The sequence below is a fragment of the Sphingobacterium sp. IITKGP-BTPF85 genome, from assembly GCF_001006065.1.
Taxonomy (GTDB): Bacteria; Bacteroidota; Bacteroidia; order Sphingobacteriales; family Sphingobacteriaceae; genus Sphingobacterium; species Sphingobacterium anhuiense.
The window spans coordinates 1-22,408 of the sequence record NZ_ASZT02000087.1 but is presented as its reverse complement, the minus strand read 5'-3'; the positions used below and the strand labels follow the sequence as shown (position 1 = coordinate 22,408).

Genomic DNA, 22,408 nt, shown 5'->3' with positions numbered 1-22,408 from the left:
AACTCTTCATAAATATATACTGTTTGTTTGTTTGTTTGTTTGTTTGTTTGTTTGTTGTTTGTTTTAAGCATAAACGCCTTCACTCTGAGAGGAAGGCGTTTATGAAATATCTTGTCTACATTTCTATACAACGAAACTACCTCCTCCTAAGTTTTATCCCGGTGGTAATAATAATCGATGTAATAATTATAGAATTTTTCATTGCTGTTGCTTTACTTTCGTAAATATAATGCATTATTTATCAACTATCAAAATAAAATCTCATTTTTTGATATAAATTTAATAAAACACCTTCTTATATATGAATAACACATTACTACAACAAATCTAGGCACGTATCATTTATCATCACTGTAGTTTAAAGTTTACAATTTACCCATCGGAGTTAAATTGCATCTCAATAAATAAAGTGTTAAAAACGTTAAAAATTCGTTAAATACATGTCATTTTTTTGCAAAGTAAGATGAGTTGTATTATATTCGCAACAGTGATGTCCAAAATAGTTAACATCCAACAACAAAAAAGAATAAGTTTAAAGTTGTACAAAAAAGCGATTTAATGAAAACAAAGAAAATATTAGCAACAATGCTATTTATAGGCTTATGTCTAGTGTCGCAGGCACAATCAACCAAAACCCAATCTAAACCGGAATCAGACCCGGACAATCTAGCTAAAGAATACTTCTCCCAAATAATGGGTGTTGCGGTTTCAGCAACTACAAATACAAAATTATATCAGTTTGTTTATGAATGGTTAGGAACTCCTTACCGATTAGGAGGTGACTCCAAAAGAGGAATCGATTGTTCTAAATTCTCATTTGAATTATACGAAAAAGTATTCAATACAACATTAGGATATAACAGCCGTAACCAATACTCTCAAATTAAACCTGTTAAGAAAGATGATCTAAAAGCAGGAGATTTAGTATTCTTTAAAATCCGAAGTAAAAGCATTACACATGTTGGAGTTTATATTGGCGATAACAAATTCGCACATGCTTCTTCGAGCAAAGGTGTAATGATAAGTAATTTAGGAGAGGCATATTGGAGACGTTATTACTATGATGGTGGTAGACTACCTGATGACAACAAATCGCTTACAGCCGAAATTATAAATGCTGAGAAATCTGAAAAATTTAATTAATAAATTTTTCTAAATAATATTTTCAAGAGTCCGAATGTCATGACATTCGGACTTTTTTTTGCAAAGAATTTAGTACTTTTACCCGTATATAAATTTAGTACCACTATGTCGTCAAAGAAAACGCTCATATTAGATAAAGAACAGATTAAACAAAAATCGATACGTATCGCTTATCAGATTTTAGAAGATAATTTTGAAGAAAATACGCTTGTATTGGTCGGTATTGCTGATAGAGGTTATGTTTTTGCACAGAGACTGCAAAAGATTCTAGAGGAAATATCGGATAAAGATATTGAGTTACTTAAAGTGACGATGAGCAAAACAAGCCGTTCCCTAAAAGCTGAAACAGATCAACCCATCGAAAATGTTAAAAATAAAACGTTAATACTAGTTGATGATGTACTGAATAGCGGAAGAACGCTTGCATATGGTTTAGGCGTATTTTGAATGTCCCTATTAAAAAATGAGAACTGCAGTTCTTATTGATAGAAGTCATCCAAAATTCCCCATTGTAAGCGATTATTATGGGCTAAAATTATCAACGATATTAAAAGAACATGTGGAAGTTAACTTACTAGGCTATGAAGCAGAAGATGATGCTGCATGGCTGGTATAACATCATAAAGCTATAAAAAATAAGCGTCCAACTTTTTATAGAGTTGGACGCTTTATTTTTACAGAAACTTAGGTCGAAATTTATCCCCGATTAATCTTCAATTTCATACCAGGCTTTAACCTCGAATGTGATAAATTATTATCAGCCTTCAACTTAGATAATGACACCCCTTTATTATTTGCGATCTCTGATAGCGTATCACCTTTTTTTACAGTATAAAAAGCAAAATTCGACTTCTCTGAGTTTCAGCACTTGTTTTCTGAGCTAAACGCGTATTGACACCACTACTGCTAACAATTAATGAAGCACCAGTCTTTACAGAAGATCCCTTTACGTTATTCCAAGCTTTTAAATTTTGAACACTCACATCATATTTCTTCGCTATAACAGCTAAAGTTTCACCTCTTCTAACACGATGTGTACTTGTTTGAGCGCTTCGCTTATTACTCACACGCACATCATCATTCGCTAAAGCCACTACTTGACTAGGAGTTTCTACTGTTGTATTTAAAGCAAGATAAAGTTGATCCTTATTCATATCAGCTGCTAAAGCAGGAATGATCAAACGACGATGTATTTCATCAGAGCCATTAACGATCCCTTTTTTATATGCTGGATTTAACACTTTTAAACTCTCCTCAGAAACGTTTATCGCTTTAGCAACCTCTGCTATCGAAATGAATTTATCAATCTCTAATACCTGCGTATTTAAGGCAATGTCTCCATCCTTAGCTTCAATACCATGATCTTGTGCATATCCTAAAGTATAAGTCATAGCGATATATGCAGGAATATAATTTCTGGTCTCTTTTGGCAGAAAAGGAGCAACTTCCCAAAATGAAGGTTGAATTTTGCCAGATCTTAAAATAGCTCGTTTCACACCACCTTTTCCACAATTATAAGAAGCTATCGCCAACAACCAATCCCCAAATTCAGCATACGCTTCCTTCATATATTTTGCGGCAGCATAGCTTGAAGCAATTGGATCTTTACGTTCATCAACATAATTGTCCATTGTTAAATTATAGATCTTTGCTGTCCCATACATAAATTGCCAAGGCCCTGTAGCACCAACGCGAGAAACATCATGTGGATTTAACGCAGACTCTATAATGGAGAGGTATTTAATTTCTTTTGGAACTCCTACTTCAGCAAGAATACGTTCATAAAGCGGAAAATAATACTGCGCCAATCCTAACATGCGAGACATATGCCCTGCATAATTCTTAGAATTATAAAGATCAATATATTTTCGAACATGTTGGTTATAGTCTAGAGGGACTTCACGTTCTAAGGAATTTAGTTTTCGAACGACAGTTACATCTTCGATATCAAATAAAATTCCTTCTACTTCTTTTTCACCGGCATTTACAAATTTGATACTATCAAGCTGCTGCAGAATAGATGCATTTTCACGATCTATACTCGCTAACATGATTGCTTGAGTAGAATTTCTCATCTCTTCAATAGACTTTTCTTGTGCAAACAAACAACATGTCGTAAATGCTAAGCCTATCGTCAATAGAGTCTTCTTGCTTTCAATCATCTTTTTTAATTATGGTTGATAAATAGAACCTAAGTAGTCCTTATTACAAAGCATGTATTTTTACTACATACCCTCATTAACAATACTGGAAACTGTACAAAATGAAATAAGATTTTACTGCTGTAAATCTTATTTCTCAAAACAACATAAATTACTTATTATCAGTTGTTTTCTCTTTAGTATCATCTGTAGAATCCTCTTTCTGTCCGTCTTTGAATTCTTTTACACCTTTACCTAATCCACGCATCAATTCAGGAATCTTTTTACCGCCAAATAATAATAATAATATTACAACGATTATAATTAATTCCTGACCTCCAATACCCATTATTAATAACCCTGATGTCAACATAACTTATAATTTACTGTTTTTCAATATTCACTTTAAGTATATACACTTATACCCTAAAAACAAATGTACATAATAATTTTTATTTCTATATTTTTTTAATTCGCTAACCATGATTGCGGATTCATCGGGATTTGTCCTTGCCAAACCTGGAAATCTAAAACTGGCGCGTCTAAATCCGGATCATTAGCTACTGTTCCAATAGCTTGACCTGCTGATACTTCTGTCCTTTAGACACACTAAAACTAGCTAAATTACTATACACCGAGAAGAATTCACCATGTGAAATAATAATCACCTTCAATCCATTTAAAGTTAACGTACTTGTTACAGTTCCAGAAAATACAGCCTTAACTGTTGCGCCACTAGAAGTTTGTAATTTTAATGATTCATGACTTACTGAGACGTTCCGACCCGTCCTATCCGTACCAAACTTTGTAATATCTTAGCATTGGAAACAGGCCATGGCAGTCGTCCACGGTTAGATCTAAAATCAGCTGAAAGTCGAGCCGCTTCCGGAGTTGCACGCAACACTTCTGAATCTGATTTACGAGCCGTAGATTTGGAAGTTTCCTTATCATCAACTTTAGTGTCATTTTTCTTCGCGCTCCTTGCTGCAGCAGCTTCCGCAGCTCTACGAGCAGCTTCTTGTCTTCTACGCTCTGCTTCAATTTCTCTTTTAATGATAGCCTGAATTGCAGATCTTAACTTACGCTCTTCTTTTTGCTTCTGCGTAATATCGCGTTTTACACCTCGTTCAGTCGTAATTAAAGAACTCAATTCATTAGAGAACACAGCACGTTGTTGTGCAATAGTTTTCTTCTCTTGCTCTTGCTCATTCAATAACTGCTTATGCTTATTACGATCAGCCTGTAACTGTGCTATTTTTTGCTCAATCTGCTTTTTAGTTCCTTCAATCTCACTTGCTTTCAATTTTCGAGAATCATTGAATTGCTGCAAATATTTTACACGACGAAAACCTTGATTAAAATCCTTTGAAGCAAAAATAAACATCAACTTATTATAGGCATTGCGGTTACGAAAAGCGAACATAATCATCTTTTCATAATCATTACGCATTTTCTCCAACTCTGCTTTCAATTTATCTACAGCGCTGGTATTCGTATTAATCTGGCGATTAATCAAGCTTAATTCAGACTTATCGTTGTAATTTTCTCTTCACGAAGATTAATCTGACTACTTAAAGCACTGACCTGCTTCTGAGTCAAAATCTTTTCTGTAGTCGTTTCTTTTAGCGTTTTTTGCAATTCCGCTATTTCACGATTTATTTTTTCACGTTTTTTTTCAAGCTCTGCACGAGTCTGCGAAAAACCGATTCCCAGCATCAAAAAAACGCAGTTAGACTTAGTGTTATTTTCTTTAAATTCATCTATAGTAATCTTTTACTAGCAGTTGAGTCTGAATATAATATGTTCAATTAATTATAGTCTCAAATGCGAAAGTAATAAATCTTAAGGATTATCGTACTAACATTAATTAATTACTTTGTATTTATTGGAGATAGTAAAAGGCATTTCAATAGCTTCATTAAATGAAATTCTGCTGTAATTGAAGTTTGCTTTAATATTCATATCACCTCCTGAAATCAGTAATTCTAGACCCATCGGAAACAATTGCCCACCTCCATTTGAATAATCTGCATAACTAGCCTCCAATTTCTGTCCTTTTTCAGGCTGCTCCAAACTAAAGGAATCTAACCTATTCTGTTGATTAACTAAATATAAGTAAGTCAATGCATTCTTTTGACCACGCAACTGAATTGGTACACTCGTTTGATCAACCTCAAAGTCGGTTGTATTTAACAAATTCGTTGAAAAATTGGCTAAAAACAAATCTTGAACATTTGAAAAAGTTAAATCCTCACTTGCATATTGATACAAGTAACTAAAGGGTTTTGCTATATATTCCCCCTGAAATTTATTTAATATCTGAACACTATCTGGAGTAATCAAAACCCGGCCTATTTCTATACCCAATAATGCCGTAATAGAAATCCAGATTCTTTTATCTTTTTCAATCCTTATATTAGCTGTCACATCGTATGATGACTTTCCTAAATCTATTTTGCTTTTAGCTTTGCCAGAGAACGTAGTAAAGTCCAGATTTGACAACAAAAATTTCTGAACTACCGCATTTTTAGAATCTTCCTTACTGATCGTTTCAACTACCTCAGGCTTACTCTCTACTTTACTCATTTTTTTCTTAGTACTGCAGGATGCCAATACAACAAGCAATAAAAGTGTAACAACAGATTTATTCCACATACGATTTCTTATTTATTTTCTCTCTCAACTTCTCCATATTGGTTTCAGTAGATCCCCCCATAGCCAAAGCACTTTTCCATTGCTTCATCGCTTCGGTTATTTTTTTATTTTTAATCAAAATATCACCATAATGCTCCAATAGGACTGTTGAAGGCGATTTTGAATTTTTTATTGCCTTTTCAATCCAAAGCAATGCATCAGCATATTTACCCTGTTGAAATAAAACCCATGCATAAGTATCTTCCAATGTCGCATCATTAGGTCGTAACTTATTTGCTGTCTCTGCAAAATGAGCCGCATCATCTAAATCCTGATTTCTTAACGCTAAATAATAAGCTAAATTGTTCATCGCACTTACATTTGTACTATCTAAGTTAATAGCTTCTCTATAGGCAACATCTGAAGCAGCTTCCATTTTAAGCGAATGATAAATATCGCCCAGACCACTATAAATATTTGATTGAAAAATTGCATTCTCATTTTGACCATTGTTCAAGCTGCCTCCATCAAATTTCTAGCTAGTTCATAATTTCCTTTCAATGTATATGCGATTGAACTGAAATACAAAATAACAGGATTATTGGGAATATTGTGTAAAGCTTCACCGCCATGTTCTATCGCTTGATCATATTGCTCCAACGCCAAATCAACATTCATGAGCATACGCCATGCATCAATTTGATAAGGATTAATACCTACTGCAATAGAAAAGGAAGACTGTGCCCCAACTAAATCATTACGCATCCAATTCACCTGCCCCTTAGCCACATGACTTTCTGCTACGCGAGGATGTACATCAACCAATATATTAGCTAATTCTTGTGCCTGGTCGAATGAAAATCCACTATTAGGAGCTAATAAAGATAAGATAATTCTATTTTTTTCCGAGAAATCAACACTTTTAGATAAAAAGGCTTGTTTTAAGTAATCATAAGAAAGCTTAGCCTTCCCAGACAAACGGTACTCATCAGCCAGATCTAAAAATAAGTAATCATCTTTCGCATTTGCAACACCGGTATTTAATATCGCAATAGCTTTTTTAGGATCTTTAATTCCACGATAAGCCTGTGCCAATTGACTGTACACCTGTGCCAAAGGAGATTTTTTAATTGCCCAAGGTTCAAGAACCTGGATTACAGCAGGAAAATCATCTTTTGACAATAGCAAAGTAGCACCTATAACGTCAAGCGTATCGGTAGCTCCCGCTCGCTCTCTAACATCCTTATATAAAGCAAAAGCCTCATCTTTTTTGTCACTGTTAAACAACAACATAATCTTCTCGCGATTCAAGGCCGCAATGTTGACCTTCTCCTTTGTCATCAGCAGATCCAATGAACGGATCGCACTAGGGAGATCACCTTTTCCTTTATTAACATCGATATTGAAACTTAAATATTCATTTTTAGGATTAATTTCCAAAGCTTTATTTACTTCCTCCAAAGCACGATCAGCATTACGCATCTGTCCAAATAAAACGGCTTTAGTAAAATAAGCATCATCAGCATTAGGATATCGCGTAGTAATGGCATCCAAAGAATCCATGGCCTGCTTGAAATCACCGTTCCTCAAAAAAACTTCAATATTTTTTAATTGTTGCGAATAAGGTTTTTCTTGCTTGCTCTCCTGTGCTGAAACCCTTTGTCCAACCGTAGTTAACAATGTTACCAATAGCGCGTATTTCAAATATTTCTTAAACATAAATAATCCTTCTCGTTCAACAATTACTGTATTAATATGTTGCAATATACTAATAATGGACAACTGTTAAATAGTGCTATTGCATTTCAATAGGTTATTTTTTGATGATTATGACATTACCCGGCATTTAAATTAATCTTAAGTGCTTCAGATTAAAATGAAACTGTCTAAAATAAAGTAAAATAGATTTTCGTAATCAAGAAATTAAAAGTACCTTTGCAGACCCTTGAGACACAGGGAAAAGAAGTGAATAAAATTTTATTAATTATTTAATTAAAAGCAAGTGAATACGTTAAGTTACAAAACTGTCTCTGCCAACAAGAACACCATCAACAAAGAATGGATCGTTGTTGATGCTGAAGGCGAGATTTTGGGGCGCTTGGCAAGCGAAATTGCGAAAGTAATTCGCGGAAAGCACAAGCCATCGTTTACCCCTCACGTAGATTGCGGAGATAATGTTATCGTTATCAATGCAGAAAAAATTAGATTGACAGGTAATAAATTGGGTGACAAAACTTACGTTCGCTACACGGGATACCCGGGTGGTCAACGTTTCATCACTCCAAAAGAATTATTGGCAAAACACCCTGAGCGCGTTATTGAAAAAGCTGTTCGTGGTATGCTTCCTAAAAACCGTTTAGGTCGTCAATTGTTTAAAAACCTTTATGTTTATGCTGGAACTGAGCACAAACAAGAGGCTCAAAATCCAAAACCAGTTAAATTTTAAGGAGAATCGACATGTCAACAACTAATACTTCAGGAAGAAGAAAAACTGCTGTTGCCCGCATTTACTTAACTGCTGGTAGCGGAGTCCTTACGATCAATGGTAAAGACTACAAAGAATATTTCCCAACATTGCCTTTGCAATACATTGTTACTCAATCATTAGAAGTAGCAGGTCAAGCAGGGAATTTTGATGCGAAAGTGAACGTTAATGGAGGTGGTGTAAAAGGACAAGCTGAGGCTGTACGTTTAGCTATTGCGAAAGCATTAGTTGAATTAGACCCAGAAGTTAAACCAGCTTTACGTGCTAAAGGTTTAGTTACACGTGATGACCGTATGGTTGAGCGTAAGAAACCAGGACGCAAGAAAGCTCGTAAGAGATTCCAATTCAGTAAACGTTAATCAAAGGAGGATCAAAAAATGGCAAGAACAACTTATCAAGACTTATTGGATGCAGGTGTGCACTTTGGTCACCTTACACGTAAATGGGATCCGAAAATGGCTAAGTACATTTTCATGGAACGTAACGGTATCCACATCATTGACTTGAACAAAACGCTTACGAAATTGGAAGAAGCTGCTTCAGCTATCAAACAAATCGTAAAATCAGGTCGTAAGGTTTTATTCGTAGCAACGAAAAAACAAGCAAAAGAAATCATCGCTCAACAAGCGAAAGCAGTTAACATGCCTTTCGTTACAGAAAGATGGTTAGGTGGTATGCTTACAAACTTCACAACAGTTCGTAAGTCCATCAAAAAAATGTCTACTATTGACAAAATGCAAAAAGATGGTACATACGATGTATTATCTAAAAAAGAGAAGTTGATGATTCAACGTGAGCGTATCAAATTAGAGTCTCTATTAGGAGGTATCGCTGATTTGAACCGTTTACCGGCTGCTTTATTCATCATCGATGTGAAAAAAGAACACATCGCTGTTACTGAAGCAATCAAATTGAGCATCCCTACTTTTGCAATGGTTGATACAAACTCTGACCCTTCAAACATTGATTTCCCAATCCCTGCAAATGATGACGCTAGTAAATCTATTAGCTTAATCGCTGGTATCATTGGTCAAGCAATCCAAGAAGGTTTGGACGAGCGCAAACGTGATAAAGAAGACGAAGCAGAAAAAGAAGCAGCTGCAGCTAAGGCTAAAGTTGATACTACTGAAGCTTCAGAAGCTAAACGTCCTCGTAAAGCGAAAGACGGAGAATAATATTTTTTATTCCAAACCGGATAGCGTAGCGTTGGTTTCTGGAAAAGAATTCTTTTCTTAGACTGACCTATCTGTCCGGTTTTTTGGTTTATCATTTCTCGAATAAGAATGATAACTTTATATTAGCTTAACAATAGTTATGCTAATATTGTCAAGAAAATAATAAGTCAAAAATTTAAAAAGAATATATCATGTCAGTACAAATTTCTGCATCAGATGTAAACAAGTTGCGTCAACAAACAGGCGCAGGTATGATGGATTGTAAAAAAGCGTTAGTTGAAGCAAACGGTGATTTCGAAGCTGCTGTTGATTACTTACGTAAAAAAGGAGCTAAAGTTGCTGCTAGCCGTCAAGACCGTGATTCTAACGAAGGTGTTATCATTGCTAAAGCTGCAACTGATGGTAAATCAGGTATCGTAGTTGAAGTTAACTGTGAAACTGATTTCGTAGCTAAAAATGCTGACTTCGTGGCTTTCGCTGATTCAGTTGCTGAAGTTGCTTTAGCAAACAAACCTGCTACTTTAGAAGACCTAAAAGCATTAGAAATTGGCGGTACTAAAATTGCTGATTTATTAATCGAGCAAACTGGTAAAATCGGTGAGAAAATTGACGTTTCTAAATACGAAACTGTTTCTGCTGAGAAAGTTGTTGCTTATATCCACGCAAACTACCGTCTAGGTGTATTAGTTGGTTTATCTGCAAATGTTGATGGTGTTGAAGAAGCTGGTAAAGATGTAGCTATGCAAATCGCTGCAATGAACCCTATTGCTATTGATAAAGATGGTGTTGATGCGCATACAATCGAGCGTGAAATTGCTATCGCTAAAGAACAAATCATGGCTGAAGGTAAACCTGCTGAAATGGCAGAAAAAATCGCTGCTGGTAAATTGAACAAATTCTTCAAAGAAACTACTTTGTTGAACCAAGAATTCGTGAAAGATAACTCTAAATCTATCGCTCAATTCTTAGATTCAGTTTCTAAAGGCTTAACTGTTACTGCATTCAAACGTGTTCAATTAGGAGCATAAATGCAAGAGAACATGAGTTAGCTCATGCGTCTTAAACATATAATCATAAAAGGCTTGTCTCAATGAGACAGGCCTTTTCTTCTTTAAATAACTTACTCCCCCTCCCGTATTTCCAACCACCAGGAACAAAGTTTATCAAAGACATTAAAAAGCATATCATAAATAACTCGAAAAGGAAGATTTTTTTTTTGTAAATTGGATGATATAATTGATTACAAACACTAAATAATATCACATGAGTACAACACAAGGAATGCTTCGTGAGGATGCACTAATGGGAAAAAACATATTGATTACCGGAGGTGGAACAGGTCTTGGTAAAGCTATGACCCGATACTTTTTACAATTAGGGGCACAATGCATCATCACGAGTCGAAAAGACGATGTTATCCAACAAACCGCAGCAGAACTTAGTAAGGAAACTAATGGTAAATGTATAGCAATTGCTTGTGATGTTCGCGATTATGACCAAGTAGAGAAAGTTATTAATTATGGTATTAAACAGCTTGGCTCAATTGACATATTAGTGAATAACGCCGCCGGAAATTTCATCTCGCCGACAGAAAGATTAAGCCACCGTGCATTTGAATCTGTTTTAGGAATTGTACTTCAAGGTACCATAAACTGCACACTGGCACTTGGAAAAATTTGGATTGCAAACAAGGATAAAGATAAAACAGTACTCAATATCGTAACGACCTACGCAAGTACCGGTTCAGGATATGTCGTACCCTCTGCTTGTGCTAAATCTGGAGTATTAGCGATGACAAGATCGTTAGCAGTTGAGTGGGGACGCAAAGGAATTCGATTAAATGCAATTGCTCCCGGCCCTTTTCATACAACAGGCGCGTTCGACCGCCTCTTTCCAAGTAACCTAAGTGACACCCTCAACCCTGTCAACAGGATACCTCTTGGAAGAACTGGTAACTTACAAGAATTAGCCAATTTGGCGGCATACCTCGTTTCCGACTATTCAGCATACATCAATGGTGATGTGATCACAATCGATGGCGGAGAATGGTTAAAAGGTGCTGGAGAATTTAATGGACTAGATGCCGTTTCAGAGGAACAATGGGACACGGTTGAAAAATTGACCAGAGGAGCAAAAAGTACTTAATACATCCCTTAAAAATTACTGTATTTCTTATATTAAGACTATACAATTGCTGTTTTATTTAGATATTTGAATATAATCTCACAAATGAATGAAAAAAATAGCTTGTATAGCTCTTCTATTTTTTAGCAGCACTTCTTTATTTGCACAGCATATACAAGAAAGTGTCGTAGACTCCATTGTCCAGAAAACATTATCAACCTTTAATGTACCGGGAATAGCCGTGGGTATCGTAAAAGATAACCAGGTAATATTCGCCAAAGGATATGGTATTGCCGACTTAAATAGAATGAATAAAGTCCATGCTTCAACGAACTTTGGAATTGCCTCCAATTCAAAGGCCTTTACAACCACTGCCCTGGCTATTTTAGTAGATGAAGGTAAATTAAACTGGGATGACCACGTACAAAAATACCTCCCGGAATTCAAGATGTATAATGATTATGTAACTAAAAACTTCACGATTCGTGATCTGCTAACTCACAGAAGTGGTTTGGGACTAGGTGCCGGAGATTTAATGATATGGCCCGATGGACATGACTTTACTCCCGATGACATTATCCATAACATCCAGTATTTAAAACCTACATCCGATTTTCGCACAAAATATGATTATGATAATCTGCTATATATTATAGCTGGAAAAGTTTTAGAAAAAGTATCAGGCCAAAGTTGGCAGACATTTATTCAGGAAAGGATATTTAAACCGTTGGCAATGAATCATTCTGCACCAAATTGGAACATGTTGCAAGATCGCCAAGATGTGATCGCTCCACATGTACCTCTAGATGGTATAAATCATGTCAGTACACGCTATACCAATACCATTTTGGATGCAGCCGGAGGCATATACTCCAATGTGGTCGATCTCAACAAATGGATGATTTTTCACCTCAACAACGGCGAGAATAATGGACATCAGCTGATCACCAAGAAGCAATTAAAAGAATTGATCACACCACAGACAATCATGCCTGTCAGTACTGTTCCTCCTTACAATTCGTTATTCAGAGCATATGGCCTTGGCTTTCGTCTGACAGATATGGCGGGTAAATTAGAGGTTTCCCATACGGGTGGATTAGAAGGAATTGTCACACAAATCGTTATGCTTCCACAATTAAAACTGGGTATTGTAGTGCTCACCAATCAGCAAGAAGGTGCAGCATTCAGTGCCATCAGTAATACGATAAAAGATTTTTATTTAGGTATTAACGATCAACACTGGATTACCACCTATCAAACTTCAATTGCAAAAAACAATGCTGAAGCTGATCTCATAACACAGAAAACGTGGCAAATCGTAGAAGAGAATAAAAACATTCAGGACAAATACCGGCAAACAATACCAGGTAAATATCTCGACAACTGGCTTGGAGAAGTATCAATTAAAGCTGAAAATGGACGATTAACGTTCGCTTCAAAACGTTCTCCCCAACTCACTGGTGAACTTTACTATTATCAAGACAGCACGTATGTTGTCAAATGGTACAATCGCTTGATGTATGCAGATGCATTTGTACACTTCACTATTCAAGACAAAGAAATAGCTGGTTTTACAATGAACCCGGTATCACCACAGACAGATTTTAGTTTCGACTTTCAAGATCTAAATTTTAAAAAACACACAAACAATGGAACAAAAAAATAACCCACTTCACGGAAAAAGATTGGATACAATACTAGAATATCTAATTGCTTATTTTGAAGGTTGGGAAGGATTAGGTGAACGGATCAATATTCGCTGTTTCAACGAAAACCCCAGTATTAAATCATCGCTAGCTTTTTTAAGAAAAACACCGTGGGCAAGAAAAAAGGTCGAGGAATTATATCTTAAAATTTACGAATACGAAAACAAGTAGTTATCATTAAATATGATTATTTCTAAGCCTATTCAATTCATTTATAAAAAAGGTTATTTACAAAACTCTTCCGTTAACGAAGCCGTAAATAACCTTTTCTTGTAATCACGCTTATCAAACAAATAATCACCTCTAAAAGTAAAAACCATCTTAAAAAATAGTTGTTATACCTGTTATAAACTTAATACATATGCATCATAAAAATATAGGTTGGATCGGATTGGGAAACATGGGATTTCCAATGGCAAAAAATCTAGAAAATGCAGGATTTCCCCTTTCCGTCTTCAATCGAACTCCAAGTAAATCAGAACCATTCACAGATCTTTCAGAAGTTTATATAAGTGCCGTTGAATTAGTCAAAAACTGTGATATTATCTTCACCATGGTTTCGAACGATGCGGCAATAATAGATCTTTATGAAGATATATTTCATCTTGAAGATATATCAGGAAAAATATTTATCGATATGAGTACGATTTCCAAAGACCTTACTTTAACGATAGCACAAAAAATTCAAGAAAAGCAAGCTCGGTTTATGGATGCACCTGTAGCAGGGAGTACTGTTCCTGCTAAAGAAGGAACATTGATTATCATGGCTGGTGGAGAAGAAAAAGACCTGCAAGAAGTATTACCCTTTTTAAATAAATTAGGTAAGGCAGTAAAGCATGTTGGTCCCGTAGGAAGTGGTATTTCAGCTAAACTGGCTATAAATTATTTTCTCTCTATCATCTATCAGGGCCTTGCCGAAACAGTTTTATTTGCTGAAAAGTGGAATTAAAACAGAAGACATGTTAGAAATAATCAATGAAAGTGCCTGTGGAAGTGGAGCCACTAAAGTAAAAACTCCACTCCTATTACAGCAAGATTATACACCCGCCTTTGCTTTGGACTTCATGTTAAAAGATCTAAACCTCGCAAAAAAGAAGGTGTTAACACCCCAATGAATACAGTGCTACTGGAAACGTATCAAAAAGCACATGATGCAGGATTAGGAAAACAGGATGTTATCAGTATTATTAAGTATTTAAAACAGATTCAGTAATACACGTTATGAAAAACCAAATATCTGTAGAAGCTCAAATGTTAATTAGAAAACCTGTTGAACAGGTGTTTCAATCATTTATAGATCCTGCGATTACTGTGCATTTTTGGTTTACCAAAAGCTCCGGAAAACTAGAAATAGGAAAAACAGTTATTTGGGAATGGGAAATGTATGGTGTAAAAAGTACTGCTAAAGTACAGGATATCATCGCCAATGAAAAAATTACAGTACTATGGGGACAACCCGAAACTTTAGTAGAGTTCAATTTTAAATCACTGTCTCCAGATCGTACGTATGTCACAATCCATCAAAGAGGTTTCCAGCAATCAGGAGATGAATTATTGCAAGTATTAATAGATTCCACCGGAGGATTTACAACAGTACTCGATGGTTGCAAAGCATACCTTGAACACGGTATAAATCTAAATTTAATTGTAGACAAATTCCCCAAAGAAGCGCTGTTATAAACTACTAAAATTACCAATATGAAAATTCTAAAGAAAATAGTTATTGTATTGCTTCTCATAGTGGCAGTACTTTTAATAACAGCTCTATTTCTTAAAAAAGATTATGCTGTTAAAAGAGAAATTACCATTAACAAACCAAAACAAGAAGTATTTGATTATATCAAATACCTACGCAATCAAAATAACTTCAGTAAATGGGCAATGATGGATCCTTTAATGACAAAAACATATCAAGGTACAGATGAAACTGTTGGATTTATTTCAGCTTGGGACAGTAAAGCAGATAGTGTAGGAAAAGGGGAGCAGGAAATTGTTAAAATCGAAGAAGGCAAAAGAATTGATTTTGAAATTCGATTTATTAAACCATTTGAATCCAAAGATAAGGCGTACATGATCACAGATTCAATATCTCCAACTGCAACAAGAGTAATCTGGGGATTTGATGGACACATGAGCTACCCGATGAATCTCATGCTGCTCTGTATGGATTTTGATAAAATGTTAGGCGGTGATTTAGCGACAGGCTTAGAAAGGTTAAAAACAAAACTAGAAACGGAGTAAATAAAAATACCATGACAATAATCAATCCTTATTTAACATTTGAAGGCAACTGCGAGGAGGCATTTAACTTCTATAAAAATGTTTTCAAGAAAGAATTCCAGTACATAGGTAAATTTGGTGAGATGCCTACAGCTGAGGGACAAACACCGCTATCACCAGAACAGAAAGATAAAATCATGCATGTTTCATTACCCATACACGGAGATAGTATTTTAATGGGTAGCGATAGTATTGATGGTAATTGTGGAAATTATATAAAAGGAACGAATATTACACTATCAATTAACAGTACAGATAAAGAAGAAGCAGATAGGCTCTATGATATACTTTCAGTCAATGGAATACAGTCTATGAAAATGACTCAAACATTCTGGGGAGCATATTTTGGCATGTTAACAGATCAATTTGGCATTAATTGGATGATCAATGTTGATAATAATACCCCGGAATAGAAATTTATTATATTAATTTTAGAAAGCTGAATGATCAATTCAGCTTTCTAAATACGTTAATATGGCAAAAGAACATCAATACAAGCAAAAAGTAATCTGGATTGGAAATACTGGAAAAGATACCGCTTCCTATAAAGACTATAAACGTGATTTTGAAATCAGCATACCGCACAAAGCAGTAATTGCAGGATCTTCAGATCCTGCTTTTTTAGGTGATCCAACAAAACATAACCCAGAAGATTTATTCCTAAGTTCACTATCAACGTGTCATATGCTTTGGTATTTACACTTTTGTACCGAATCGGGTATACAAGTAGTACGATATGAAGATCAACCGATAGGTATTCTAACAGAAGAGAAATCTGGGGCTGGTCAATTTACAAAAGTTACACTCCAACCAACCGTCTGGATCAGAAATCCAGAATTGATGACACTTGCCACAGAATTACATACTAAGGCCAATGCATATTGTTTTATTGCAAAATCAATTCGGATTCCTGTTCATCATGAACCCATTATACTCATAGTTCTGTAGCATCTTATAAACTGATATAAATAAAGAGGACTATTTATAACATATTCCTAATTTAAAATTTCTATTTTTGGATATGACCGCAGCATATTACGAAGGAGAAAAAATAACTTTCATCGATTATAAAAAAAATAACTTTGAACAAGCTGAATACGATAATTGCCGTTTCGAAAACTGCGACTTTTCAAACAATAAATTAAACAATAGCATTTTTGCAGATTGTACATTTATAGATTGTAATTTCTCATTAGCCGAATTATCCGGAACAACATTCCAACAAGTCCTATTTAAAAACTGTAAACTATTAGGCTTACAATTTCAGCAATGCAACCGCTTCGGTTTATCTTTTACTTTTGAAAACTGCAATATCGATCATGCTTCATTTTATCAATTGAAGCTAAAAAAAACAACCTTTAGAAGTTGCCAATTACGGGAAGTAGATTTTTCTGAAGCAGATCTAACAGGGTCATCTTTCCAAAATTGTGATCTAAATCAAGCAATATTTGATCAGACCAATTTGGAGCAGGTCGATTTTCGAGATGCACAAAATCTGATGCTGTCACCGAATAAAAACAAATTAAAAAAAGCAAAGTTTTCACTCCTAAGTCTGCCGGGCCTACTTAGCGAATATGATATCAAAATCGAGTCGTAATTTTAAACTTTTCTAGTGTTCTTTTGTTTTCTCTATATATAGAAAGGAGAATTTAAAATGTCTAAAAAGAAAATCGCGAATGAAGATGAAGTTCAAAATTCAAACGCCGACCAATTAGCTTACGATCCAGATAAACAATCATTTTCATTAGATGTGGAAGATAGCGACCCTGATTACGATCACCCAAGTGATTATGATACTGTCGCCGAAGGGGCTGCAGATGACGATTCTACTTACGACAATTCAAACCCCTACGTTGGAGATGAATATGCAGATTTAGACGAACTCATCGAAGACGATCTCGAAGAAGGTGGAATGCGGATTGAAGGAGAAGTAAAATTGAAGCCAATAGATAAGAAACTAGCCGAAACACCGGAAGATTTACGCGATGATTTAGATGAGGAAGGCTATCCCATTAATTATGATTAATGGACCTAGCGTAAATTTCTAGAAACATATACAAATGAATATACCACAAATTCATTTTAGAAATGGATATCGTTAAATATTCTCTATAATACGATATCCAAATCTTAAATTCTTAAACCTTTTTAATCAAATATTTCTTTCTCCATAAATTAGTATCATTACCCTTTCAAATTTTATATCTTTAGCTCAGAATAATTTATTTTATGGATGTGAGCAAACCAATTATCCGAATTTCAAATCTTAGAAAATCATACGGATCAAAAGAAATATTAAAGGGCATAAATCTTGATATTTATCCCGGTCAAGTAATCGGTTATATTGGCCCCAATGGTGCCGGTAAATCGACTACAGTTAAAATACTTACTGGTCTGATCAATGATTTTGAAGGAGAGGTTTTTATTAATGATATAGATATTAAAGAAGATCCGCTTACCGTAAAAAGTCAAATCGGTTATGTACCAGAAAATGCAGAACTATATGAGGTATTGACGCCTATGGAATACCTTGATTTTGTAGGTAAACTGTATGGTATGGAAGATACATTAATTCAACAAAGGGCACAACAATTACTTAAAGCATTTGGTCTTGAAGAAAATTTAAATAACAGGATGGATACATTTTCTAAAGGTATGCGCCAAAAAGTATTATTAATTTCAGGTATAATACATAATCCCCAAATTATAATTTTAGATGAACCATTATCAGGATTAGATGCTAATGCTGTTATTATTGTAAAAGAATTGATTTCCCTTTTGGCTAAAGAAGGCAAAACAATATTTTACTGCTCGCACATGATGGACGTTGTCGAAAAAGTATCCGATCGCATTATGTTAATCTCAGAAGGTAATATTATAGCTGATGGAAGTTTCGAGCAATTAAAAACGAACCAATCTGATACGTTGGAACAAATTTTCTCAAAACTCACAGGAAAAGAAGATGGAAACATAGATGCATCACATATTATTTCAGCAATTCGATAAAATAATATGCAGAAATTAACATTAAAATTCATTTTGCTTTTCAGCAAATTATGGACAAGCATAGGTATCGATGTTGCCCAATTAAGGATAATAATTGAAACAAAATTAACAATAGATGATCGTCGTCCTTTAGCCTCGTTCACGAAGAATCAAAATAAGAAACCAGCTAAAAATTCAACCTGGTTTCAATTTTTTATTTTCTCCCTTATGGGGTTCATGTTCTTATCATTTGTTATTATCATCCCCGATAAATTCTTAGCAACATCATTATTCTTAACGTTTATATTATCCATATTATCATTATCGCTGATAACAGACTTCTCAACAATTCTTCTTGATAACAAGGACCAATATATCATTTTACCAAGACCAGTGAATGATAAAACAGTTGCTTTTTCAAGGATATTATACATGCTAATAAAGATTTCTACGCAATTACTGCCCATAACATTACCGGCATTGATCTATGTATTTGTCAGTTGGAATATTTTTGCAGCATCGATATTTCTTGTTCAAATTATAATAGCAGCTTTAATAGCGGTTTTCTTTGTCAATATTTTCTATTCCTTATGTCTACGTTTTCTGTCTATTCAAAAATTTAAAGATACAATCAGTTACATCCAGATATTCTTTTCCATTTTTATTTTTCTAGGTTATCAAATTGGCCCTAGAGTAATGCAAAGTTTTACAGAAGGAGAAAACAGTATTTATCATCTTAAATTACTATGGATTTCTCCAGGAACATGGATCGCATCTTTTCAAGCTATGCTAGTTAAAGATTTCAGTGGTTTGACACTTATTTTTGCTTCTCTTAGCATCATTTTACTTATTGTGGCCATTTTAGGGTCATCACAATTATTTTCAAAAGATTTTAATAATAAAATAGCACAGTTAGCTATCGGAGACAGCCCAGTTAAAAAAGAAGAACTATCACAAGAGGGGAAAATTTCGTTTTATAAAAAAATAGAAAAAATATTCACAAATACACCATTGGAAAAAGCTGGATTTTCAATCATTTGGTTAATAACTTCACGATCTAGAGAGTTTAAAATGCAACTGTATCCCACAATGGCTTACTTACCGATCTACTTCATTTTTCTATTTCTGCAGGGGAAAAATAATACATTGGTAGAACAAATTGACCGTGTGAATACATCAGGACTTTATATTATGATTTTCTATCTATCGCTTTTTACAGTATTAACTGTTTTCCAGCTAATCACTAAAAGTGAAAAATACAAAGCGGCATGGATCTATTACGCAGCCCCTATTCAACAAACAGGAGAATTAATGTCAGGAGTTTTAAAATCAGCATTCTTAAAATATTTCGTACCCTTCAATTTAATTTTTCTAATCATTTGTGTCCCCCTTTTTGGCGCACATGTGACCAATGACATTCTGCTAGCAACAGCCATAGGAGGTATTGAAAGTGTTCTTGTTATGTTATTCCTAGTCAAATCTTTTCCCTTTTCACAATCTATAGAAAACGGGAAAAGTAGAACAATCATCAACCTGTTTATATTAGGACTTTTAGCATTAGTAGGTTACTTACATATCGTTATTCATGAATACGAAATTATAATTTGGATGATTACCATTATAGCGTGGATTATATTTTTAATCATGATTAATATCTGAAAAAAGAAAATTGGAAAAGTCTAGCTTTTGATGATAATTAACAGGAAATTTCAACCTGATAAAAATATTAATTACCTTTATACTAATTCCTTATAAATTACAAATTATGTCAACAATTACAGTCAGTGCCGATATAAATGCCCCCTTAGAATATGTCTGGAAACTATTTAGCAAACCAGAGCATATTATTCACTGGAATGCTGCAAGCGATGATTGGGAAACAACAAGCGCAAGCAATGATTTGCGAAATGGAGGTCGATTCAGTTTTCACATGGCCGCAAAGGATAAAAGTTTTGATTTTAATTTTGAAGGACAATATGATGAAGTGAGGCCTCTTAGGCATATAGCATATACCCTTGGAGACAACCGAAAGGTAAGTACTACATTTTTTGAAAACAAAAACGTGGTAACAATCGTTCAGAGTTTTGATAGCGAAACCTCACATTCCGAAGAACAACAACACTCGGGGTGGCAGGCCATCCTCAATAACTTTAAAAAATACGTTGAAGCACAATTTCAGCAAAAAGATGCTTAACCCTAATAAAGCATAGAAGAATTACGGGGCTATGGCCCCCGTATTTTATTATTCAAAACATCTTACCTTGGGTCCTAATGAACTTCAACAAATAACCAAGTAGCTTAAATCTATAGATCTTAAAGAAAATATGGTATATTTTAATGATATGCTTTCAAAAATAACATTCCCTCTTTCTTTCACTCCTTATTATTGATAATCATGTGTACTAATCCTAATTAACCATCATCTTATCTATTTTGATAAAGAAAAAATAAAGATGATGATCAATAAAAAACTATTAATACCTTAATTTTATTAAGTTTAAAAAATTAAAACACGTTATTTTCAACTTTTCAAACTTTTTAATAAAATGTTTGGAAAATTGAATTTGTATTTATAACTTTAGTCTAAGCAATATGAGTAAGAAAGAAGAAGTAAAGAAAAAAATTGGTAAATCAGCAATGGAATGTTTTGCGAAATTCGGTTTGGACAAAACAACCCTTGAAGATATTGCCAAAGCTGTTGGCCTCAATAAAACATCATTATACTATTACTATAAAAGCAAAGAAGATATATTCATCGAGGTAGCATTAGAAGAAGGCGAAAACTATATTCATTCGCTACAAAGTGCTACGATTCAAAAAGTAGGAATTGAAAATAGAACTGCATTTTATCTCGAATCACGATTCAATTATTATAAAAATGTATTGAACATGAATCGCGTTTCAGTAGAATCAATGGGTAAATTACTTCCGCGATTCTTCGAGCTATATGATGCCTTGATGATTCGAGAAAAAGCATTCCTCACACAGCTATTGGAAGAAGCAGTTAAAGAGGGAGAATTGGAATTAAAAGATCCGAAAAATACAGCTTCCGTACTGATCAATTTTTCTAATGCACTAAAACACAGCGTAGAGCAACAGGCTATACTAAAACAAGAGCCTGAAATTGATTATTCGCAAAGTCTGCAAGACACCAAATTTTTAGTGTCTTTGATTTTTAAAGGAATTAAAAAGTAGCCGCAATGTAGTATTCGATAGAAACTAGAGAAAGGGTAAAAGCTATTTTTGATATTTTTTAATGTTGTTGCTAAAACTAACCAATTATAAATATGAAAAAGGTCCTTTTACTCAATCTGATCCTTTATCTCTGTATGTCCGGCACAGTCCTCGCGCAGAGCCTTATTAAAGGAAGCATTAAAAACAGCACCACCAATGAAGCCGCATACGCGATCTCGATTCGCGTTAAAAATGGCACCGATGGCACGTATAGTGACGATCGGGGTAGGTTTCAATTGAAAACCTCTAAATCACTTCCGATCACATTATTGATTTCCTCAATAGGTTATGAACCTCAAGAATTCATCGTAGAAAGTTTTTCAACACCATTAGAACTCCTTTTAAAACCAGCCCAGATTCTTGGCCAAGAAGTCGTCGTCTCGGCAAGCAGAACAGTTCAAAATAAACTGTCATCTCCAGTTACCATCGAACAGATCAGTGCCAAAGATGTCGTTAACTCCCCGCAACTCAATTACATGGATATGATGCAAGGACTAAAGG

At 34.7% G+C, this 22,408-nt stretch carries 31 protein-coding genes; 23 read left to right on the top strand and 8 right to left on the bottom strand.

Features of this window, described 5'->3' with window-relative positions; all coding sequences use genetic code 11:
- Positions 1–558 precede the first annotated feature (558 nt).
- The 3 genes from L950_RS16350 (at position 559) to L950_RS36665 (ending at position 1,759) form a co-directional block, all read left to right on the top strand.
- Positions 559–1,143: a C40 family peptidase gene (locus L950_RS16350; RefSeq protein ID WP_021188582.1), complete on the top strand. Its 585-nt coding sequence runs from the start codon at positions 559–561 to the stop codon at positions 1,141–1,143.
- Between the two features lie 105 nt (positions 1,144–1,248).
- Entirely contained in the window at positions 1,249–1,590 is a 342-nt protein-coding gene (locus tag L950_RS16345; protein WP_316930665.1) for a phosphoribosyltransferase family protein, read from the top strand.
- A gap of 16 nt (positions 1,591–1,606) precedes the next feature.
- Positions 1,607–1,759: a hypothetical protein gene (locus L950_RS36665; protein WP_316930664.1), complete on the top strand. Its 153-nt coding sequence runs from the start codon at positions 1,607–1,609 to the stop codon at positions 1,757–1,759.
- A gap of 208 nt (positions 1,760–1,967) precedes the next feature.
- Here the strand turns inward: L950_RS36665 and L950_RS16340 are convergent, their stop codons facing one another.
- The 8 genes from L950_RS16340 to L950_RS16320 all read right to left on the bottom strand — a co-directional run bounded on the left by L950_RS16340 (position 1,968) and on the right by L950_RS16320 (position 7,700).
- Positions 1,968–3,305 carry a lytic transglycosylase domain-containing protein gene (locus tag L950_RS16340; RefSeq protein WP_021188581.1) on the bottom strand — a complete coding sequence of 446 codons (1,338 nt, stop codon included), beginning with the start codon at positions 3,303–3,305 and terminating at the stop codon, positions 1,968–1,970.
- Positions 3,306–3,456: 151 nt separating this feature from the next.
- Positions 3,457–3,657: a twin-arginine translocase TatA/TatE family subunit gene (locus L950_RS16335; RefSeq protein ID WP_031287456.1), complete on the bottom strand. Its 201-nt coding sequence runs from the start codon at positions 3,655–3,657 to the stop codon at positions 3,457–3,459.
- A gap of 187 nt (positions 3,658–3,844) precedes the next feature.
- A complete protein-coding gene (locus L950_RS33585) occupies positions 3,845–4,096 on the bottom strand; it encodes a peptidoglycan DD-metalloendopeptidase family protein (protein WP_231577340.1) in 252 nt (83 codons plus the stop codon).
- A complete protein-coding gene (locus tag L950_RS33580; RefSeq protein ID WP_231577339.1) occupies positions 4,051–4,800 on the bottom strand; it encodes a murein hydrolase activator EnvC family protein in 750 nt (249 codons plus the stop codon). The genes L950_RS33585 and L950_RS33580 overlap by 46 nt, the downstream gene beginning before the upstream one ends.
- Before the next feature lie 2 nt (positions 4,801–4,802).
- Entirely contained in the window at positions 4,803–5,000 is a 198-nt protein-coding gene (locus tag L950_RS33575) for a hypothetical protein (protein ID WP_231577338.1), read from the bottom strand.
- 147 nt (positions 5,001–5,147) lie between these two features.
- A complete protein-coding gene (locus L950_RS16325; protein ID WP_021188579.1) occupies positions 5,148–5,939 on the bottom strand; it encodes a DUF4292 domain-containing protein in 792 nt (263 codons plus the stop codon).
- Positions 5,929–6,435, bottom strand: a complete 507-nt coding sequence (locus tag L950_RS26780; protein ID WP_021188578.1) for a CDC27 family protein — start codon at positions 6,433–6,435, stop codon at positions 5,929–5,931. Before L950_RS26780 ends, L950_RS16325 begins: the two co-directional genes overlap by 11 nt.
- Positions 6,432–7,700, bottom strand: a complete 1,269-nt coding sequence (locus tag L950_RS16320; RefSeq protein ID WP_156169726.1) for a tetratricopeptide repeat protein — start codon at positions 7,698–7,700, stop codon at positions 6,432–6,434. The genes L950_RS26780 and L950_RS16320 overlap by 4 nt, the downstream gene beginning before the upstream one ends.
- 220 nt (positions 7,701–7,920) lie before the next feature.
- On the opposite strand from L950_RS16320, the gene rplM reads away from it, so the two are divergent.
- The 20 genes from rplM to L950_RS16220 all read left to right on the top strand — a co-directional run.
- On the top strand, positions 7,921–8,364 hold the full coding sequence (gene rplM, locus L950_RS16315; protein ID WP_021188576.1) for a 50S ribosomal protein L13: 444 nt from the start codon (positions 7,921–7,923) through the stop codon (positions 8,362–8,364).
- Between the two features lie 11 nt (positions 8,365–8,375).
- Positions 8,376–8,762 carry a 30S ribosomal protein S9 gene (gene rpsI, locus L950_RS16310; protein ID WP_021188575.1) on the top strand — a complete coding sequence of 129 codons (387 nt, stop codon included), beginning with the start codon at positions 8,376–8,378 and terminating at the stop codon, positions 8,760–8,762.
- Between the two features lie 18 nt (positions 8,763–8,780).
- On the top strand, positions 8,781–9,578 hold the full coding sequence (rpsB, locus tag L950_RS16305; RefSeq protein ID WP_021188574.1) for a 30S ribosomal protein S2: 798 nt from the start codon (positions 8,781–8,783) through the stop codon (positions 9,576–9,578).
- Positions 9,579–9,769: 191 nt separating this feature from the next.
- Positions 9,770–10,606: a translation elongation factor Ts gene (gene tsf / locus L950_RS16300; protein WP_021188573.1), complete on the top strand. Its 837-nt coding sequence runs from the start codon at positions 9,770–9,772 to the stop codon at positions 10,604–10,606.
- A gap of 235 nt (positions 10,607–10,841) precedes the next feature.
- Entirely contained in the window at positions 10,842–11,723 is an 882-nt protein-coding gene (locus tag L950_RS16295) for an SDR family oxidoreductase (protein WP_021188572.1), read from the top strand.
- 88 nt (positions 11,724–11,811) lie between these two features.
- The gene (locus L950_RS16290; RefSeq protein WP_021188571.1) at positions 11,812–13,368 is read left to right on the top strand and encodes a serine hydrolase; all 1,557 of its coding nucleotides are present in this window, start codon (positions 11,812–11,814) and stop codon (positions 13,366–13,368) included.
- A complete protein-coding gene (locus L950_RS16285) occupies positions 13,352–13,579 on the top strand; it encodes a VF530 family DNA-binding protein (protein ID WP_021188570.1) in 228 nt (75 codons plus the stop codon). The genes L950_RS16290 and L950_RS16285 overlap by 17 nt, the downstream gene beginning before the upstream one ends.
- 190 nt (positions 13,580–13,769) lie before the next feature.
- A complete protein-coding gene (locus L950_RS16280; RefSeq protein WP_197086472.1) occupies positions 13,770–14,357 on the top strand; it encodes an NAD(P)-dependent oxidoreductase in 588 nt (195 codons plus the stop codon).
- A gap of 10 nt (positions 14,358–14,367) precedes the next feature.
- Positions 14,368–14,523, top strand: coding sequence for an NAD-binding protein (locus L950_RS30325; RefSeq protein ID WP_197086471.1), 156 nt, complete (start codon positions 14,368–14,370; stop codon positions 14,521–14,523).
- Positions 14,524–14,629: 106 nt separating this feature from the next.
- A complete protein-coding gene (locus L950_RS16275) occupies positions 14,630–15,088 on the top strand; it encodes an SRPBCC family protein (RefSeq protein WP_021188568.1) in 459 nt (152 codons plus the stop codon).
- An 18-nt stretch (positions 15,089–15,106) separates the two neighbouring features.
- Positions 15,107–15,649, top strand: a complete 543-nt coding sequence (locus L950_RS16270) for an SRPBCC family protein (RefSeq protein WP_031287452.1) — start codon at positions 15,107–15,109, stop codon at positions 15,647–15,649.
- Between the two features lie 11 nt (positions 15,650–15,660).
- Positions 15,661–16,101, top strand: a complete 441-nt coding sequence (locus L950_RS16265) for a VOC family protein (protein WP_021188566.1) — start codon at positions 15,661–15,663, stop codon at positions 16,099–16,101.
- Between the two features lie 61 nt (positions 16,102–16,162).
- Complete coding sequence (locus L950_RS16260) at positions 16,163–16,636, top strand: OsmC family protein (protein WP_021188565.1); 474 nt, start codon at positions 16,163–16,165, stop codon at positions 16,634–16,636.
- Positions 16,637–16,709: 73 nt separating this feature from the next.
- Positions 16,710–17,285: a pentapeptide repeat-containing protein gene (locus L950_RS16255; RefSeq protein WP_021188564.1), complete on the top strand. Its 576-nt coding sequence runs from the start codon at positions 16,710–16,712 to the stop codon at positions 17,283–17,285.
- Positions 17,286–17,342: 57 nt separating this feature from the next.
- Positions 17,343–17,714, top strand: a complete 372-nt coding sequence (locus L950_RS16250; RefSeq protein WP_021188563.1) for a hypothetical protein — start codon at positions 17,343–17,345, stop codon at positions 17,712–17,714.
- 203 nt (positions 17,715–17,917) lie between these two features.
- Entirely contained in the window at positions 17,918–18,694 is a 777-nt protein-coding gene (locus L950_RS16245) for an ABC transporter ATP-binding protein (RefSeq protein WP_021188562.1), read from the top strand.
- A gap of 6 nt (positions 18,695–18,700) precedes the next feature.
- Positions 18,701–20,332: a hypothetical protein gene (locus L950_RS16235; protein WP_156169725.1), complete on the top strand. Its 1,632-nt coding sequence runs from the start codon at positions 18,701–18,703 to the stop codon at positions 20,330–20,332.
- 106 nt (positions 20,333–20,438) lie between these two features.
- Positions 20,439–20,867, top strand: a complete 429-nt coding sequence (locus tag L950_RS16230; protein WP_021188559.1) for an SRPBCC domain-containing protein — start codon at positions 20,439–20,441, stop codon at positions 20,865–20,867.
- 398 nt (positions 20,868–21,265) lie between these two features.
- Complete coding sequence (locus L950_RS16225) at positions 21,266–21,868, top strand: TetR/AcrR family transcriptional regulator (RefSeq protein WP_021188558.1); 603 nt, start codon at positions 21,266–21,268, stop codon at positions 21,866–21,868.
- Between the two features lie 92 nt (positions 21,869–21,960).
- The coding region (locus L950_RS16220) for a carboxypeptidase-like regulatory domain-containing protein (protein ID WP_197086470.1) at positions 21,961–22,408 on the top strand (448 nt) is incomplete at its 3' end.

What these genes read in the sequence shown, in the direction of transcription:
- L950_RS16350 (WP_021188582.1), top strand. Translation starts at nt 559, where the DNA reads ATGAAAACAAAGAAAATATTAGCAACAATGCTATTTATAGGCTTATGT.
- L950_RS16345 (WP_316930665.1), top strand. Translation starts at nt 1,249, where the DNA reads ATGTCGTCAAAGAAAACGCTCATATTAGATAAAGAACAGATTAAACAA.
- L950_RS36665 (WP_316930664.1), top strand. Translation starts at nt 1,607, where the DNA reads ATGAGAACTGCAGTTCTTATTGATAGAAGTCATCCAAAATTCCCCATT.
- L950_RS16340 (WP_021188581.1), bottom strand. Translation starts at nt 3,305, where the DNA reads ATGATTGAAAGCAAGAAGACTCTATTGACGATAGGCTTAGCATTTACG.
- L950_RS16335 (WP_031287456.1), bottom strand. Translation starts at nt 3,657, where the DNA reads ATGTTGACATCAGGGTTATTAATAATGGGTATTGGAGGTCAGGAATTA.
- L950_RS33575 (WP_231577338.1), bottom strand. Translation starts at nt 5,000, where the DNA reads ATGCTGGGAATCGGTTTTTCGCAGACTCGTGCAGAGCTTGAAAAAAAA.
- L950_RS16325 (WP_021188579.1), bottom strand. Translation starts at nt 5,939, where the DNA reads ATGTGGAATAAATCTGTTGTTACACTTTTATTGCTTGTTGTATTGGCA.
- rpsI (WP_021188575.1), top strand. Translation starts at nt 8,376, where the DNA reads ATGTCAACAACTAATACTTCAGGAAGAAGAAAAACTGCTGTTGCCCGC.
- rpsB (WP_021188574.1), top strand. Translation starts at nt 8,781, where the DNA reads ATGGCAAGAACAACTTATCAAGACTTATTGGATGCAGGTGTGCACTTT.
- tsf (WP_021188573.1), top strand. Translation starts at nt 9,770, where the DNA reads ATGTCAGTACAAATTTCTGCATCAGATGTAAACAAGTTGCGTCAACAA.
- L950_RS16295 (WP_021188572.1), top strand. Translation starts at nt 10,842, where the DNA reads ATGAGTACAACACAAGGAATGCTTCGTGAGGATGCACTAATGGGAAAA.
- L950_RS16290 (WP_021188571.1), top strand. Translation starts at nt 11,812, where the DNA reads ATGAAAAAAATAGCTTGTATAGCTCTTCTATTTTTTAGCAGCACTTCT.
- L950_RS16285 (WP_021188570.1), top strand. Translation starts at nt 13,352, where the DNA reads ATGGAACAAAAAAATAACCCACTTCACGGAAAAAGATTGGATACAATA.
- L950_RS16280 (WP_197086472.1), top strand. Translation starts at nt 13,770, where the DNA reads ATGCATCATAAAAATATAGGTTGGATCGGATTGGGAAACATGGGATTT.
- L950_RS30325 (WP_197086471.1), top strand. Translation starts at nt 14,368, where the DNA reads ATGTTAGAAATAATCAATGAAAGTGCCTGTGGAAGTGGAGCCACTAAA.
- L950_RS16275 (WP_021188568.1), top strand. Translation starts at nt 14,630, where the DNA reads ATGAAAAACCAAATATCTGTAGAAGCTCAAATGTTAATTAGAAAACCT.
- L950_RS16270 (WP_031287452.1), top strand. Translation starts at nt 15,107, where the DNA reads ATGAAAATTCTAAAGAAAATAGTTATTGTATTGCTTCTCATAGTGGCA.
- L950_RS16265 (WP_021188566.1), top strand. Translation starts at nt 15,661, where the DNA reads ATGACAATAATCAATCCTTATTTAACATTTGAAGGCAACTGCGAGGAG.
- L950_RS16260 (WP_021188565.1), top strand. Translation starts at nt 16,163, where the DNA reads ATGGCAAAAGAACATCAATACAAGCAAAAAGTAATCTGGATTGGAAAT.
- L950_RS16255 (WP_021188564.1), top strand. Translation starts at nt 16,710, where the DNA reads ATGACCGCAGCATATTACGAAGGAGAAAAAATAACTTTCATCGATTAT.
- L950_RS16250 (WP_021188563.1), top strand. Translation starts at nt 17,343, where the DNA reads ATGTCTAAAAAGAAAATCGCGAATGAAGATGAAGTTCAAAATTCAAAC.
- L950_RS16245 (WP_021188562.1), top strand. Translation starts at nt 17,918, where the DNA reads ATGGATGTGAGCAAACCAATTATCCGAATTTCAAATCTTAGAAAATCA.
- L950_RS16235 (WP_156169725.1), top strand. Translation starts at nt 18,701, where the DNA reads ATGCAGAAATTAACATTAAAATTCATTTTGCTTTTCAGCAAATTATGG.
- L950_RS16230 (WP_021188559.1), top strand. Translation starts at nt 20,439, where the DNA reads ATGTCAACAATTACAGTCAGTGCCGATATAAATGCCCCCTTAGAATAT.
- L950_RS16225 (WP_021188558.1), top strand. Translation starts at nt 21,266, where the DNA reads ATGAGTAAGAAAGAAGAAGTAAAGAAAAAAATTGGTAAATCAGCAATG.